At 71.2% G+C, this 13,393-nt stretch carries 15 protein-coding genes; 5 read left to right on the top strand and 10 right to left on the bottom strand.

Annotated features, from left to right (window positions below; genetic code table 11):
• Window positions 1-263 (bottom strand): MEDS domain-containing protein (locus tag AB0C29_RS12540; protein ID WP_360819165.1); only part of this gene is annotated, 263 nt, incomplete at its 3' end.
• Window positions 264-444: 181 nt separating this feature from the next.
• Here AB0C29_RS12540 and AB0C29_RS12535 point away from each other — a divergent pair.
• On the top strand, window positions 445-831 hold the full coding sequence (locus AB0C29_RS12535) for a hypothetical protein (RefSeq protein ID WP_360819162.1): 387 nt from the start codon (window positions 445-447) through the stop codon (window positions 829-831).
• Window positions 832-858: 27 nt separating this feature from the next.
• Here the strand turns inward: AB0C29_RS12535 and AB0C29_RS12530 are convergent, their stop codons facing one another.
• From AB0C29_RS12530 to malQ, 3 genes are read right to left on the bottom strand one after another with little or no spacing between them, the layout of a single operon-like run.
• Window positions 859-1,041 carry an antitoxin gene (locus AB0C29_RS12530; protein WP_360544987.1) on the bottom strand — a complete coding sequence of 61 codons (183 nt, stop codon included), beginning with the start codon at window positions 1,039-1,041 and terminating at the stop codon, window positions 859-861.
• Window positions 1,042-1,096: 55 nt separating this feature from the next.
• Window positions 1,097-1,276 (bottom strand): antitoxin, encoded by a 180-nt coding sequence (locus AB0C29_RS12525; protein ID WP_360819159.1) that lies wholly within the window; start codon window positions 1,274-1,276, stop codon window positions 1,097-1,099.
• Window positions 1,273-3,216 carry a 4-alpha-glucanotransferase gene (malQ, locus tag AB0C29_RS12520; RefSeq protein ID WP_360819157.1) on the bottom strand — a complete coding sequence of 648 codons (1,944 nt, stop codon included), beginning with the start codon at window positions 3,214-3,216 and terminating at the stop codon, window positions 1,273-1,275. The genes AB0C29_RS12525 and malQ overlap by 4 nt, the downstream gene beginning before the upstream one ends.
• A 96-nt stretch (window positions 3,217-3,312) precedes the next feature.
• Here malQ and AB0C29_RS12515 point away from each other — a divergent pair, with 96 nt between their 5' ends.
• Together AB0C29_RS12515 and AB0C29_RS12510 are read left to right on the top strand one after the other, a co-directional pair.
• Window positions 3,313-3,567 carry a hypothetical protein gene (locus AB0C29_RS12515; RefSeq protein WP_360547025.1) on the top strand — a complete coding sequence of 85 codons (255 nt, stop codon included), beginning with the start codon at window positions 3,313-3,315 and terminating at the stop codon, window positions 3,565-3,567.
• A gap of 23 nt (window positions 3,568-3,590) precedes the next feature.
• Complete coding sequence (locus AB0C29_RS12510) at window positions 3,591-4,826, top strand: chitosanase (RefSeq protein WP_360819154.1); 1,236 nt, start codon at window positions 3,591-3,593, stop codon at window positions 4,824-4,826.
• Between the two features lie 9 nt (window positions 4,827-4,835).
• On the opposite strand, the gene AB0C29_RS12505 is transcribed toward AB0C29_RS12510, so the two are convergent.
• The 4 genes from AB0C29_RS12505 to AB0C29_RS12490 all read right to left on the bottom strand — a co-directional run bounded on the left by AB0C29_RS12505 (window position 4,836) and on the right by AB0C29_RS12490 (window position 10,202).
• A complete protein-coding gene (locus tag AB0C29_RS12505; RefSeq protein WP_360819151.1) occupies window positions 4,836-7,211 on the bottom strand; it encodes a transglycosylase domain-containing protein in 2,376 nt (791 codons plus the stop codon).
• Between the two features lie 94 nt (window positions 7,212-7,305).
• Window positions 7,306-8,547: a family 16 glycosylhydrolase gene (locus tag AB0C29_RS12500; RefSeq protein ID WP_360819148.1), complete on the bottom strand. Its 1,242-nt coding sequence runs from the start codon at window positions 8,545-8,547 to the stop codon at window positions 7,306-7,308.
• A gap of 115 nt (window positions 8,548-8,662) precedes the next feature.
• Complete coding sequence (locus AB0C29_RS12495; RefSeq protein ID WP_360819145.1) at window positions 8,663-9,724, bottom strand: carbohydrate-binding protein; 1,062 nt, start codon at window positions 9,722-9,724, stop codon at window positions 8,663-8,665.
• A 100-nt stretch (window positions 9,725-9,824) separates the two neighbouring features.
• Window positions 9,825-10,202, bottom strand: coding sequence for an ATP-binding protein (locus tag AB0C29_RS12490; protein ID WP_360819142.1), 378 nt, complete (start codon window positions 10,200-10,202; stop codon window positions 9,825-9,827).
• Between the two features lie 95 nt (window positions 10,203-10,297).
• Between AB0C29_RS12490 and AB0C29_RS12485 the strand changes: the two genes are divergently transcribed.
• Window positions 10,298-11,428: a MacS family sensor histidine kinase gene (locus tag AB0C29_RS12485; RefSeq protein WP_360819139.1), complete on the top strand. Its 1,131-nt coding sequence runs from the start codon at window positions 10,298-10,300 to the stop codon at window positions 11,426-11,428.
• Window positions 11,429-11,459: 31 nt separating this feature from the next.
• Entirely contained in the window at window positions 11,460-12,089 is a 630-nt protein-coding gene (locus AB0C29_RS12480) for a response regulator transcription factor (RefSeq protein ID WP_360819168.1), read from the top strand.
• Here the strand turns inward: AB0C29_RS12480 and AB0C29_RS12475 are convergent.
• On the bottom strand, window positions 12,086-12,643 hold the full coding sequence (locus tag AB0C29_RS12475; protein ID WP_360819136.1) for a DUF5709 domain-containing protein: 558 nt from the start codon (window positions 12,641-12,643) through the stop codon (window positions 12,086-12,088). The two genes, AB0C29_RS12480 and AB0C29_RS12475, sit on opposite strands and share 4 nt — an antisense overlap.
• Window positions 12,644-12,653: 10 nt before the next feature.
• Window positions 12,654-13,393 (bottom strand): ATP-binding protein (locus AB0C29_RS12470; RefSeq protein ID WP_360819133.1); only part of this gene is annotated, 740 nt, incomplete at its 5' end.

Here is a 13,393-nt window from a genome sequence, read left to right as displayed (position 1 = left end):
GACCAGCCGGCGATGGTGCGCACCGGGCGGACGTACCACTCGTCGGCCGGCAGGAACCGCACCTCGGCGGCGTCGGCGGCCAGGGCGTCGCGCAGCAGGCCGGTGCAGTGGGCGTTGGCCGCGACCGCGACGGCCTCGTCCCGGGCCAGCCCGTCGCGGACGAAGGCGGCCAGGGTGCTGCCGTACGCGGTGTCGGAGTCGTAGAAGAAGGCCGAGTGGGTGAACGCCGGACGCGCGTCGGCGGCTGCGCCGCTTCCCTGCACCTGGCCACCTCCGAGCACCGCCGATCGACCACGGTAACACCGGGAGGGCGGGCCGGAAGATGCCGAGCGTTTCCGGTGCACCACTGCGAGTGAACGAAGACGCCCTTATACGTGAAACCTGTCATGCGGACGGTGGGCCGCGGTCCACACTGGGCCCGACCAACCAACGTGGAGGTGAGTGGTGTCGGGTACGGGGACCAGCGCGCTGGCCGAGATCATCGGCAACGGGCCGGTGCGGGCCGCCGGGCCGCCGCCGGCCGATGACATGGCGGCCATCCTCGCCGCCGCCCAGCACCGGGCGGGACCGCCGCTCAAGATCCGGCGGCACGAGTCGGAGGACGGGCCGGCCTACTGGCGCTGGGACTGCGACAGCTGCGGTGAGTACGGCGGGGGCCGGCACCACAGCGACGCGATCACCCGGGCGATGCGGCACTGCGGGGAGCACCCGGAGCACCGCTCGTCCTTGCTGCCGCCGTCGCGCTGCCGGGAACGGGACCACCGCCTGGCGGTGCATCCCATGCTCTTCGCGCTCGACGACGACCCGCCGCCGGAGCCGCTCGCGAGCTGAGCTGCGAGCGGCCCCGGAAGGCGAAGGTCACTGCTGGGTCGTGTCGCCCTGACCGGTACGGGTCTGCGCCTGGTCCACGCCCTTGTCGATCTGGTCCGAGTACTTGTTGCCGGTGCGGTCGTCGACCTGGTCACCGGCCTTGTCGAGGCCCTTGTCGACCTGCTCGTCGTGCTGGTCGGCGAAGTCCTTGGCCTTGTCCATGAAGCCCATGTCAGATCCCTTCCGTTGTTACGGACGGGTTGCCCGGGCTCGGTGGCAGCAAACCTCAGGCCCGGGTGTCTCCCTCGCCGGTGCGCTTCTGCGCCTCGTCCACGCCCTTGTCGATGTGGGTCGTGTACTTGTGGCCGGTGCGCTTGTCGACCTCGTCGCCGACCTTCTCGAGGATCTGGTCGACCTGCTTGTCGTGCTTGTCGGCGAAATCCTTCGCCTTGTCCAGGAAGCTCATGCGGCCGTCCCCTTCTTCGCGCTCAGCACCTCGGCGATCCGGGCCACCCGCGGGTCGGCGAGGATCTCCTCCAGGCTAGCCGTGAGCGGGATCCGCCAGTTCGGGTACTCGTCCGTGGTGCCCGGCAGGTTGGGCTGCCGCAGCTCGCCCAGCACGTCGTAGAGCGACGCGGTGATGAACCGGCAGGGCGTACGGGCCAGGAACTCGTGCATCGCCACGATGATCTCGGTCGCCGGGGTGTCCGGCGTGATCAGGCCCTCCTCGGTGAGCCGGAAGAGCAGCTGGGCCCGGTCCTTGTCGGCGAACTCCTGCTCGTCCTCGACCGGCCCGGCCAGCTGACCGAGCTCGGCGCGGACCCGGACCTGCTCGCCGACCAGGAAACCGGCCGCGGTCGGCAGGTCGTGGGTGGAGATGGTGGCCAGGGCGTTGCGGGGGTAGTCCGCCGCGCTGAGGTAGCCCTCGGCCGGGTCGTCGTAGTCGCGGGTGAACCACAGCACCGCCGAGCCGAGCATGTTCATGCGTTCCAGCGTCTCGGTGACCACCGGCAGCACGGTGCCGAGGTCCTCACCGATCACCACCGCGCCGGCCCGGTGCGCCTCCAGCGCCAGGATGCCGAGCATGGCCTCCGGGTCGTAGTGCACGTACGTGCCCTCGGCCGCGCCCATGCCCGGCGGCACCCACCAGAGCCGCCACAGCCCGGCCACGTGGTCGACCCGCAGGCCGCCCGCGCGCCGGAAGATCCGCTGGAGCATGTCCCGGTACGCGGCGTAGCCGGTCTCGATGAGCTGGTCGGGCCGCCACGCGGCGAGCCCCCAGTCCTGGCCGAGCTGGTTGAACGCGTCCGGCGGGGCGCCGGTGTGCACCCCGGCGGCCAGCACGTCCTGCAGCAGCCAGCCGTCGGCGCCGCTGGGATCGATGCCGACGGCGAGGTCGTGCACGATGCCGACCGGCATCCCGGCGTCGCGGGCGGCCTGGTTGGCCGCGCCGAGCTGGTCCTCGAGCAGCTGCTGGAGCCAGACGTGGAAGGCGACCCGGTCGCCGGTGCGGGCGGCCAGCACCGCGGGGGAGTCCGGGCGCCGGAACTCGGCCGGCCACTGCTGCCAGTTCGGCCCGTGCACCTCGGCGAGCGCGCAGAAGGTGGCGAAGTCGGTCAGCCCGGGATCGGCGGTCAGGTCCACCTCGCCGGCGAGCGGCCAGAGCAGCTCCAGCGCGGCCCGCTTGGCCTGCCAGACCGCGGTGTAGTCGATGAGGCCGTCGGCGGCCGGTGCCGGGCGCAGGGCGTCGACCTGCTCCCGCAGGGCGGGATCGGCCCGGCGGTACGCGTCGGTGTCGGCGACCCGCAGATACAGCGGGTTGGCGAACCGGCGGCTCGACGGCGAGTACGGCGACGCCGGCACCGGCAGCGTGGGGGTGATCGCGTGCAGCGGGTTGAGCAGCACCAGCCCGGCGCCGTGGCTGCCCTCGACGAAGGTGCGCAGGTCACCGAGGTCGCCCATGCCCCACGAGGCGGCCGAGTGCAGGGCGTAGAGCTGCAGCATCCAGCCCCAGGTCTCCGGCGGCTCGGGCAGCTCGGTGGGGACCACGACCAGCGTCACGTCCTGCTCGTCGGTGACCAGCCGGTGCCAGCCCAGCGGCAGGTCGCGGGGGAGCTCACCGTCGGCCTGCACCCGGGTGCCGTCCTCCAGCCGGATCGTGCCGCTGAGCGGCTGGGTGCCGCCCTGCCGGACGACCACGGTGCCCGGGAGCCGGTGCTGCTCACGGGCGGTCCGGATCTCGGCCAGCTCGGCGGCCACCGACGCCGGGGAGCCGGCGTCGACACCGAGCAGGCCGAGGACGCCGATCACCGACTCCGGCGACACGTCCTTGCGCTCGCGATGCCAGTCCTCGTACCAGGTCGCCACGCCGTGCGCCTCGGCCAGAGCAGTCAGATCCGCGTCCATCCCCGTCCCCTCGTTCGATTCCGCTGGGTCATACCCTGCCCTGTCGGCGGTAGTCCGGTCATGCGGGTCTTGCGGGTGTCGGCCAAGATGGAACGCATGTCTTCTGCAGTGAAGTGGTGGTCACGGCTCAGCGCCGCCGTGACGGGCGCCGTCCTGACGCTGGTCATCCCGGTTCACGCCTGGGCGGCGAGCAACGGCACGGCCGAGCTCGCGGTCGAGGCGGCGCGTTCGCGGCGGCGCCGCGGCGGCTTCGGTTTCTTCCCCATTTTCGGCGGCCTGTGCTGCCTGCTCGTGGTCGGCGGCATCGTGCTGGCCGTCGTGCTGATTTCCCGGAACCGCAAACGTCGCTGAGCCCGCCCACCTAGCTTGGAGGGGTGGGTATCCGGGCGAAAGCGATCGCGCTGGGCACGGGGATAACCGCGGTCTGCACCGTGCCCCTGGTCATCACCGTCACCGCCGACGCGGCGCCGGACGTGTTGCTCTCCAAGGGCCGTCCGGTCGCCGCGTCGACCGTTTCCGGCGCCGCTCAGGACGCTGCCAAGGCGGTGGACGGCTTCGCGAGCACCCGCGGGGCGGCCGGTGCGGCCGGCTCCCAGTGGCTGCGCGTCGACCTCGGCAAAGCCCAGGACGTCAGCCGGGTGCGGCTGCGCTGGGACGGCGGGTACGCGAAGTCGTACCGCGTCCAGGTCTCGAGTGACGGCGCCGCCTGGCGTGACCTCTACCGCACGAGCAGCGGCGACGGCGGCACCGACGACCTCAGGAAGCTCAACGGCACCGGCCGCTACCTGCGGGTGCTCGCCACCCAGCCGGGCGCCGCGAGCGGCTACTCGCTCTACGAGGTGCAGGCCTTCGGGCCCGGCCCGGCCGCACCGGTCAAGGAGGGCACGCCCTCGGTGGCCGCGTCCTCGCTCGCCGCCGGTCTCGCCGACCCGCGGAAGAAGGCCATCGCGCTGCAACTGGTCTCCAGCGCGGAGAACTCGACGCTGAACTGGCGCGGCCAGTTCGGCTACCTGGAGGACATCGGCGACGGGCGCGGCTACACCGGCGGCATCGTCGGTTTCTGCTCCGGCACCTCGGACATGCTGGCGCTGGTGACCGAGTACACCCGCCGGGTGCCCGGCAACAAGCTGGCGAAGTATCTGCCGGCGCTGCGTACCGTCGACGGGTCGGACTCGCACGCCGGGCTCGACCCCGGCTTCCCGGCCGCCTGGAAGGCGGCCGCCGCCGACCCGGCGTTCCAGAAGACCCAGGAGGACGAGCGGGACCGGATGTACTTCGATCCGGCGGTCGCCCTGGCCTCGGCGGACCGGGTACGCGCCCTGGGCCAGTTCGTCTACTACGACGCGGCGGTGATGCACGGTCAGTCCGGGCTGCGCAGCATCCGCGCCGACGCCATGCGCAAGGCCAAGACGCCGAAGCAGGGTGGCGACGAACTGGTGTGGCTCAACGCGTTCCTGGACGCCCGGGTCAAGGAGATGCGCACCGAGGAGGCGCACAGCGACGTGACCCGGGTCGAGACGGCGCAGCGGCTGTTCCTGAAGGCCAGCAACCTGGACCTGAACGGGCCGCTCAGCTGGCGCGTCTACGGCGACAGCTTCACGACCCGCTGACCGGCCGCGTCAGCCGTTGCCGGGCTTCTTGTCGTCCTTCTTCGGGTCCTTCTTGCCGGCGTCTTCCTTGCCCTTGCTGATCTGGATGCTCACGAAGCCGCCCTCGATGGTCCGGCCCTCCGGTGCGGTGCCCGCGGCCTCACCGGCCGGGCAGTCCGACGCGATCTCCGTGCCCGGGCCCACGATGAAGCCCGCGCCCTTGACCTTGCTGGTCGCCGCGGCGACGCTGAGGCACTTCACGTCCGGGATCGAGCGTTGCTCACCCTCGGGCAGCTTGTCGCCGGAGGGCTTCTTGAACTGCTCCCTCGGCTTGCCCTTCATGATGTCGTGCATGGTCTCCCAGACCGCCGGGTTGACGATGGAGTGGCTCAGCCGGTACGGGTGGTCCTGGTAGTCCGGGTTGACCAGGTAACCGGCCACGACCATGGACGTCGTCCCGATGATCAGTGACGCGGTCTTGTCGTTGTCGGTGGTGCCGGTCTTGCCGAAGATCGGGTGACCCACCGCGCCCCGGGCGGCGCCGGCCGTGCGGCCCTTGCAGCTGCCCAGCTGGGCGAAGTCGCCGACCGGGCAGCGAGCCGCGTCGATCGCCATCCGGGCCACGTCCGGCTTGGTGGCCTGCCGGCAGTTGGGCTTGCCGACGTCGAGCTTCTCGCCCTTGGCCGTGGAGATCTGCTGGACCGGGGTGGGCGAGCAGTACTTGCCGTCGGCGGCCAGCGTCGCGTAGGCGTTGGCCATCTCCAGCGGGGTCGAGGCCGACACACCGAGGGTGAACGCGCCCCAGTCCTTCGCGTTCTTGGTGGCCATCTCCTTCTCCTTCGGGGAGCGGAACTGCACCCCGAAGCGCTGCGCGACGTCGACCACCTTGTCCGCGCCGACGCTCTCCTCCAGCGGCACGAAGAACGTGTTGACCGAGGCCCCGAACCCGGTCCACATGTTGTACGAGCCCTTCTCGCTCTTCGACGCGTTCGTGGGGCACCAGTACCCGCCGCCGCACGAGGCCGGCCCGGTGTCCCGGTAACCGGACTTGTACTGGTACGTGGTGTTGATCGGGTACGACGGCGGGTAGCCGTTCTCCAGCGCCGCCACCATCGTGAACATCTTGAACACCGACCCGGCCTGGTATCCGGTGATGTCGCCACCGCCGGTGAGCAGCGGGTTGGTGGTGTTGGGGTAGGTACCCCGGATGTTCTTGGCGGCCTTCTTGGGATCCGAGGACATCTTGTTGTGCTCGACGTCCAGCTTGAAGCGGCGGTTGGCGGCCAGGGCGCGGACCCGCCCGGTGCCCGGCTGGACGGCGGCGAGCAGCAGGGCGTCGCGGTTGTTGATGCCGATCTTGTCGGTGATGTTCTTGCGGGTGGCCGCCTGCGCCTTGATGTCCAGCGAGCTCTGGATCCGGTAGCCGCCGCTCTTGAGCCGCCGCTCACGGTCGTACACGGTCCGGCCGAACTCCGGCCGGCTGAGCCACCACCGGTAGAAGTAGTCGCAGAAGAAGCCCCAGTGGTTGGTCTGCACGGACGCGCAGCCGTTGCCGGTGCGCTGGGTGGTCCGGCCGAGCTTGACCTTGATCGCGGCGGCCGCCGCCTCGGGGGTGATGTAGCCGAGGTCGCGCATGTTGCCGATCACCCAGTTGCGCCGGTCCAGCGCCCGGGGGTAGCCGCGCGGGGTGGTCGGGTCGAAGCCGCTGGGCGCCTTGACCATGCTGGCCAGCAGGGCCGACTCGGCCACGGTGAGGTCCTTGGGCTGCTTCTTGAAGTACACCTGGCTGGCGGCGAAGATGCCGTACGAGCCGTTGCCGAAGGGCGCCGCGTTCAGGTAGCGCTCCAGGATCTGCTGCTTGGTCAGCTCCTTCTCCAGCTGCATGGCGTACTTCATCTCGGTGACCTTGCGGGTGGTGGTGTCCTCGGTGGCGTCCACGACCTCCTGCGGGGTGCTCGCCGAGTACGCCAGGGACATCTTCACCAGCTGCATGGTCAGGGTCGAGGCGCCCTGCTTGTCGCCGCCCTGCTTGTTGTTGACCAGGGCGCGTACGGAGCCCTTGAGGTCGACGCCGTTGTGCTTGAAGAACTGGTGGTCCTCGGCGGCGACGATGGCGTTCTGCATGTTGATCGAGATGTTCTTGAGCCCGACCTCGCTGCGGAACTCGTCGTAGAACACCGTGATCAGCGTCTTGTTGTCGGCCGCGAAGACCCGGGTCAGCTGCGGGGCGGTGGCCTGCTTGAGCTGGCTGGGCAGATTCTCGAAGGCTTCGCCGCCGGCCTTGGCGGCCAGGCCCGACATGGCCACGGCGGGGAACGCGGCCGCGGCCACGGCGACGCCGGCCAGTAAGCCGCATACCAGCAGCGAGGACACGTTCGTGACGAAGTGGTGGTCGCGTCCGCGCATCAAGGAGATCCGTTCCACGGTGAGAAGACAATCAATGCCGCCCGGGTCGCCGAAGCGGCCCGGGCGGCAGAGTAACGGTCGTACGCAAACAGCGTCAGACCTTGGTCCACTTCTGGTTCGTGGTGCCGCCGCAGTCCCACAGCTGCAACTGGGCTCCGTTGGCGCTGTTCCAGTCCTTCACGTCGACGCATTTGTTGGCCGAGACGTTGACCAGGTCACCCGCGGCCGACAGGGTGAACCGCTGCACCGGGTTGCCGTTGCAGGTGACCAGCTGGATCGGGGTGCCGTTGGTCAGCGCGCCGCCGGCCGGGTCCATGCACTTGCCCAGGCCCCGCAGCGTGCCGTCGCCGTTCGGCGCCCACTTCTGCGCGTTGCTGCCGTTGCACTCCCACAGCTGCAGCCGGGCACCGTCGACGGCGTTGCCGCCGGGGATGTCGATGCAGCGGTTGCTGAAGTTGGACCGCAGCGCGGTGCCGCCGGTGGCCGGCGGCGGGGTGGTGCCGCCGTCGGTCCACGCCGAGACGCGGACGTAGTCGACCAGCATGGTCTGCGGGAACTGCGTGCTGCCGTCCGGGTAGCCGGGCCAGTAACCGCCGACCGCCACGTTCAGGATCATGAAGAAGTTGTGGTCGAAGACCCACTGGTCGCCGCCGAGGCTGGCCGGCGTGATCCGGAAGTACTCCGCGCCGTCGAGGAACCAGACGATGAGGTTGGGCGACCACTCCACGGCGTACGTGTGGAACGCGTCACCCAGCGCGCCGCCGATCGTGCGGCCACCGCCGATGCCCTCGGCGCCGGAGTAGCCGGGGCCGTGCACGGTGCCGTGCACCGTGTTCGGCTCCTTGCCGACGTTCTCCATGATGTCGATCTCGCCGGTGGTCGGCCAGTTGTTGCCGCCCAGCATCCAGAACGCCGGCCAGATGCCCTGGCCCTTGGGGATCTTGATGCTGGCCTCGAACCGGCCGTACCGCTGGGAGAACTTGTCGGCGGTCAGGATCCGGCCCGACGTGTACTGGCAGGTGCCGTAGTGGCACTGGTAGTTGGCCGGGTTCTCCTTGCGGGCGGTGATCGCCAGGTGACCCTGCCCGTCCTGCCGGACATTGCTGGTCGAGTTCGTGTAGTACTGCTGCTCGTTGTTGCCCCAGCCGCTGCCGCCGATGTCGAACTTCCACTTGCTGGCGTCGATCGGGGTGTTGGCCGCGCCGTTGAACTCGTCCTGCCAGGTGATGCCGCCGATGGCGGCGTCAGCCGTGTCGTTGCGGGAAGCGGCCACAAGGCCGCTGGTGAGGGTCGCGGCGACGACTGCCGCCGCGAGCAGAATGCGGGTTTTTCGCATGGGGGATTGAGCCTCCGGGGGAAGAGGTTGTTAACACTTTTAGCAGTGTTTACAGATTCACCGGTGTCAGTCAAGGGAGACTGGTTCCGGAACCCCCGATAACGCTTTGCCCCGGTCAGACCTTCTTGAAGAGCGCCGGCAGCGCGGTCGGCTCCCAGCCGGGCAACGACGTGTGCGTCTCCAGCACCTGGTATTCGACCTTCTTGAAGGTGACCAGCTGCCCGGCGACGTAGTCGGTGAACGGCGCCCACTCCGCAGCGGCCGGCGGAGCCGACGTCGGCGGGGTCGTGGGCGGCGTGGTAGCAGCCGGCGGGGTCGTCGTGGGCGGGGTCGTCGGCTCGCTGGTGGGCGGCTCGGTCGTGGGGGCGGTCGTCGGCTCGCCGGCCGGCGGGGTCGTGGGCACCTCGCTGGTCGGCGGCGTGGTGGCGGGCGGCTCGGCCGAGGCGTCGGCCCCGGAGAAGCTGACCGAGTCGACCACCATCCGCGCCGGGAGATCGACGCCGCGGCGGTTGTCGCCGACGATGAGGCTCAGCGCCAGCCGGAACGGCTGCCCGGTGTCCACGCCGCGCAGCGGCTCCCGCCGGACCGGCGAGCCGTCGACGGAGAAGGTCACCTCGCCCGGCTTCCAGTCCACCGCGTACGTGTGGAAGTTGTCGTCCTTGACCGGGTCGGCCAGCAGGTTCAGCGCGCCGGTGCTGGTCCGCACCGCGCTGACGAGCTCGAAGGTCGGCCGCAGCCCCTCGTCGGCGGGCACCTTGATCCGCGCCTCGACGTGGCCGGCGGTGCCGCGCAGCGTTCCTCGGGTGTAAAGCCGGGCCGTGGAGAAGGAGGCCTCCCGGCCCTCGTCACGCATGACGATCACGAGCTTGCCGTCGCCGTCCAGCCGGGCGTTGCGCACGCTCTGGCTGAACTGCACCCCGCTGTTGACCCGGTCGGTGCGCAGCGCCCACTTGCCCGGATCGACCGTGCTGCCGCGCCGGCCGGAGAAGTCGTCGGCGAAGGCGGGCAGTGACCGGCTCAGCCGGTCGGTGCTGCGGTTGCGCTCCGCGGCGTCCGCGCTGTCGTTGCGGGTCGGCAGCCAGACGGCGGTCACCAGTCCGGCGGTCGCGACCACGAATGCGACGACTAGTCGGGGGCGCAGCCACGTGGGCTGCTGCGGCGCGCTGTGTCGCGGCACGGGGAAACCTCCGGGGGGCAATGATGCTGAAGCGTCAGCAGAGACATAAGAAGATCTGCGGGCAAACGTCAAGTCGGAAGAGCCGAAATTAAAAAAAGATTCAGGATTTCGCGTCGGTGCGGCTGGAAATGCGTACGGCCGTACCGTCAGGTCCGGTTTTGATCTCACATGTGTCCGTCAGCTCCCGGACCAGCCAAAGGCCCCAGCCGCCCGGTTGGTCCGGTGGCGGCTTGTGCGGGATCAGCGCCGTCAGGCCGGCGCCGTGGTCGGTCACGTCGCAGAAAACCGAACCGTCCTGGGCCCAGAGACCGAGATGCCCGGTGCCGCCGCCGTGCCGCACCGCGTTGGTGAGCAGCTCGTTGACGGCCACCACAAAATCGTCCAGCCGGGCCCCGGTCATGCCCGCCTCCTCGGCGCGGGCCGCGACGGCATGCCGCAGCGCGGTGATCCGGCTACGGTCGAACGCCTCTGAGATCAATGCTTCCGTACCGATGACTCGACCGTAGGCGACGTCTGATCATTCCGCTGGGCGAGCGGAGGTACCTGTGGGCGGCGGTGTGGGATCGTCGGCCCATGGCGCAATCGAGCGGGCTGCAGAACCCGCTGTGGCGGGCGATCGCGGTGTACCGGATCGCCGCCCTGGTCTACGTGGCCGTCCTGGTGGTCCGCAACGTCGGGGCCTACGAACGGCCCATGCTGGCCTGGCCGGCGCTCGCGGTGGTGGCCGCCTGGACGGTGTTCACCACGTACGCGTACGCCGTACCGGCCCGGCGCCGGCCACCCCTGCTGGTGGTCGACCTGCTGGTCACCATGGGCGTGATGGCCGCCAGCCTCTGGGTGGTGGGCCGGGCCGGGCTCGAGGCCGGCCTGCCGACCCTGGCCGTGGCCTGGCACGTCGCCCCGGTGATCGCCTGGGCCGTGGCCGGCGGCCGGCGCTGGGGCATCGCGGCGGCGCTGGCCATGGGCGCCACCGACCTGACCGTCCGCGCCCACTACGACCAGGCCGCGTTCACCGGCACGGTGCTCATGGTGCTGGCCGCGACGGCGGTCGGTTACCTGGTCGGCATCGCCCAGCGGTCGCAGCAGCGCCTGGAACGAGCCATCCAGCTCGAGGCGACCATCCGGGAACGCGAACGGCTGGCCCGCGACATCCACGACTCGGTGCTCCAGGTGCTCGCGCTGGTCAAACGGCGCGGGGCCGGCCTGGACGGGGAGGCCGGCGAGCTGGCCCGGCTGGCCGGTGAACAGGAGGCGGCGCTGCGCACCCTGGTCACCGGGCGGACGGCGGAACCGGTCGACGAGCACGCCGAGGTGGATCTGATCACGTTGCTCGACCCGTACGCGTCGGCCACGGTGTCGGTCGCCGCCCCGGCCGGCGCGGTCCGCCTGCCCTCGCGGGTGGCGACCGAGCTGGCGGCCGCCGTCGGCGCCGCCCTGGACAACGTGGTGCGGCACTGCGAGCCGGGCACCAAGGCGTGGGTGCTGGTCGAGGACGAGCCCGCCGAGGTGACCGTGAGCGTGCGCGACGAGGGCTGCGGAGTCCCGCCCGAGCGGTTCGCCCAGGCGGAGGAGCAGGGCCGGCTCGGAGTGGCCCAGTCGATCCGCGGCCGGATCGCCGACCTGCGCGGCACCGTGCGGATCACCTCCGCGCCCGGGCAGGGCACCGAGGTGGAGCTGAGCGTGCCGCGGGCATCGATAGGCTGAGCCGGTGACAGAGGCACCGAGGACCCGGGTCATGGTCGTGGACGATCACCCGATGTGGCGCGAGGGGGTCAGCCGCGACCTGACCGCGGCCGGCTACGACGTGGTCGCGACGACCGGCGAGGGGCGCCAGGCGGTCCGGATCGCCGCGGCGGCCCGCCCGGACGTGGTCGTGCTCGACCTGCAACTGCCGGACGTGTCCGGCGTCGAAGTGATCAACGGCCTGCTGGAGGCGGTGCCCGGCGTCCGGGTGCTGATGCTCTCGGCCAGCGGCGAGCAGCAGAGCGTGCTCGACGCGGTCAAGGCCGGGGCGAGCGGTTATCTGCTCAAGTCCGCCGCCCAGGCCGAATTCCTGGACGCGGTGAGCCGCACCGCCGCCGGGGACACCGTCTTCACGGCCGGGCTGGCCGGGCTGGTGCTCGGCGAGTTCCGCCGGCTGGCCGTCGAGCCGCCCGCCGCGGACGGCATGACACCGAAGCTCACCGAGCGCGAGACCGAGGTGCTGCGGCTGGTGGCCAAGGGCCTGTCGTACCGGCAGATCGCCGACCGGCTCGTCCTCAGCCACCGCACCGTGCAGAACCACGTGCAGAACACGCTCGGCAAGCTCCAGCTGCACAACCGGGTCGAGCTCACCCGTTACGCCATCGAGCAGGGGCTGGACTAGCGGTAGTCGGGCGCGTTGGTCTCGTGCATGGCCAGCTCTTCCGCGCTGGCGCCGCCACCGGACGCGCCGGCGTCGTACGCGATGCTGTCGGCCTCGTCGTCGCTGCCGTAGCCCTCGTCGGTCTCCACCAGCCGGCCCACCGGCCGCGGGTCGTCCGCGTCGAGCTGGCCGTCGTCGTAGAGCGACACCGCGGAATTCGGGTCGGAGGTCGGGCTCGCGCCCCACACGTCCGCGTCGAACCGGCGCTGCTCGGAGGAGTCGACGGTCTCGTCGATCGGGTCCCGCTCGACCGGCAGCGGGTCCTCGGCGCCGACGTCGGGCTCCTCCTGGCGCAGCCGGTAGTCCAGCGGCTCGCCCTGACGGGCCTCCTCGGCGGTGTCGCCGTAGCGGTTGGAACCGCCGGGGCCGACACCCGCGAGCGCCGCCGGATCGGCACCGTCGGCCCACCGGGTGCTCTCCACCGAGTCGTACGCGTTCGAGTCGTCGTCCGCGGTCTCGGGCAGCCCGGAGGCCTCCGGGTCGGACACCTCGGTCGGGTAGTCGTTGTCTCGCATGTCCCGCAATCTACCCGCGCGCGTGGCCCGCCAAGCCTGTGCTGGGCAGTTGACCGGCGGACTCACCGGCGTCCAGCACGGCCCACACGACCTTGCCGTCGTCCAGCGGCAGACTGCCCCAGCGCTGCGCCACCGAGTCGATCAGCAGCAGGCCGCGGCCGCCGTACGAGGTCACCGGGACCGGGCTGCCGGTGAAGCGGGGCACGTGCGTGGAGTGGTCGCGAACAGCCACCGACATGCTCTCGCCGCGCAGGGCGAACAGCACCGTCATCGAGGTGTGCGCGTGCGCGACCACGTTGTTGACCATCTCGGTGACCACGATGCAGGCGGGGCCGGCCAGATCCGGCAGGTCCCAGCGGGCGCACGCCTCGGTGACCAGCTCCCGCGAACGCCGGGCAGCCCCGACGACCGGCTCGAGCGGGGACCGCAGGAAGCGCTGCGGCTCCGGGGCGCCGAGGGCGGCGATGGCCTCCTCGGGCGTCGGCCAGACCGGCAGGCCGGTGTCGCGCCAGGCCGAGGCGCCCGGGCCGGCACTCAGCAGCAGGTGACAGCCCGGCCAGTCGGCGGCGTCCCGGGCGAGGTCGGTCAGCACGGCGACCGCGTCGGGCGCACCGGCGGTGAGCTGCCGGACGTCGACCACCAGGGCCTCGGGCTGATCGGCGAGCAGCCCGAGCAGGCAGGACCGCACGTGCGGGGCGGTGTAGCCCTCTACCACCCCGGTAACCCCTACGACCGGATAGGCCTGACCTG

Origin of the sequence: Actinoplanes sp. NPDC048791 (genome assembly GCF_040650095.1) — a bacterium.
GTDB lineage: Bacteria > Actinomycetota > Actinomycetes > Mycobacteriales > Micromonosporaceae > Actinoplanes.
The sequence above is the reverse complement of the archived record's forward strand: the minus strand, read 5'-3'. Positions and strand labels throughout refer to the sequence as shown.

Bases quoted from the DNA above. Each gene is read 5' to 3' on its own strand.
- malQ (WP_360819157.1), bottom strand. From the start codon at position 3,216: ATGGACGCGGATCTGACTGCTCTGGCCGAGGCGCACGGCGTGGCGACC.
- AB0C29_RS12505 (WP_360819151.1), bottom strand. From the start codon at position 7,211: ATGCGCGGACGCGACCACCACTTCGTCACGAACGTGTCCTCGCTGCTG.
- AB0C29_RS12500 (WP_360819148.1), bottom strand. From the start codon at position 8,547: ATGCGAAAAACCCGCATTCTGCTCGCGGCGGCAGTCGTCGCCGCGACC.
- AB0C29_RS12475 (WP_360819136.1), bottom strand. From the start codon at position 12,643: ATGCGAGACAACGACTACCCGACCGAGGTGTCCGACCCGGAGGCCTCC.
- AB0C29_RS12525 (WP_360819159.1), bottom strand. From the start codon at position 1,276: ATGAGCTTCCTGGACAAGGCGAAGGATTTCGCCGACAAGCACGACAAG.
- AB0C29_RS12530 (WP_360544987.1), bottom strand. From the start codon at position 1,041: ATGGGCTTCATGGACAAGGCCAAGGACTTCGCCGACCAGCACGACGAG.
- AB0C29_RS12485 (WP_360819139.1), top strand. From the start codon at position 10,298: ATGGCGCAATCGAGCGGGCTGCAGAACCCGCTGTGGCGGGCGATCGCG.
- AB0C29_RS12515 (WP_360547025.1), top strand. From the start codon at position 3,313: ATGTCTTCTGCAGTGAAGTGGTGGTCACGGCTCAGCGCCGCCGTGACG.
- AB0C29_RS12480 (WP_360819168.1), top strand. From the start codon at position 11,460: ATGGTCGTGGACGATCACCCGATGTGGCGCGAGGGGGTCAGCCGCGAC.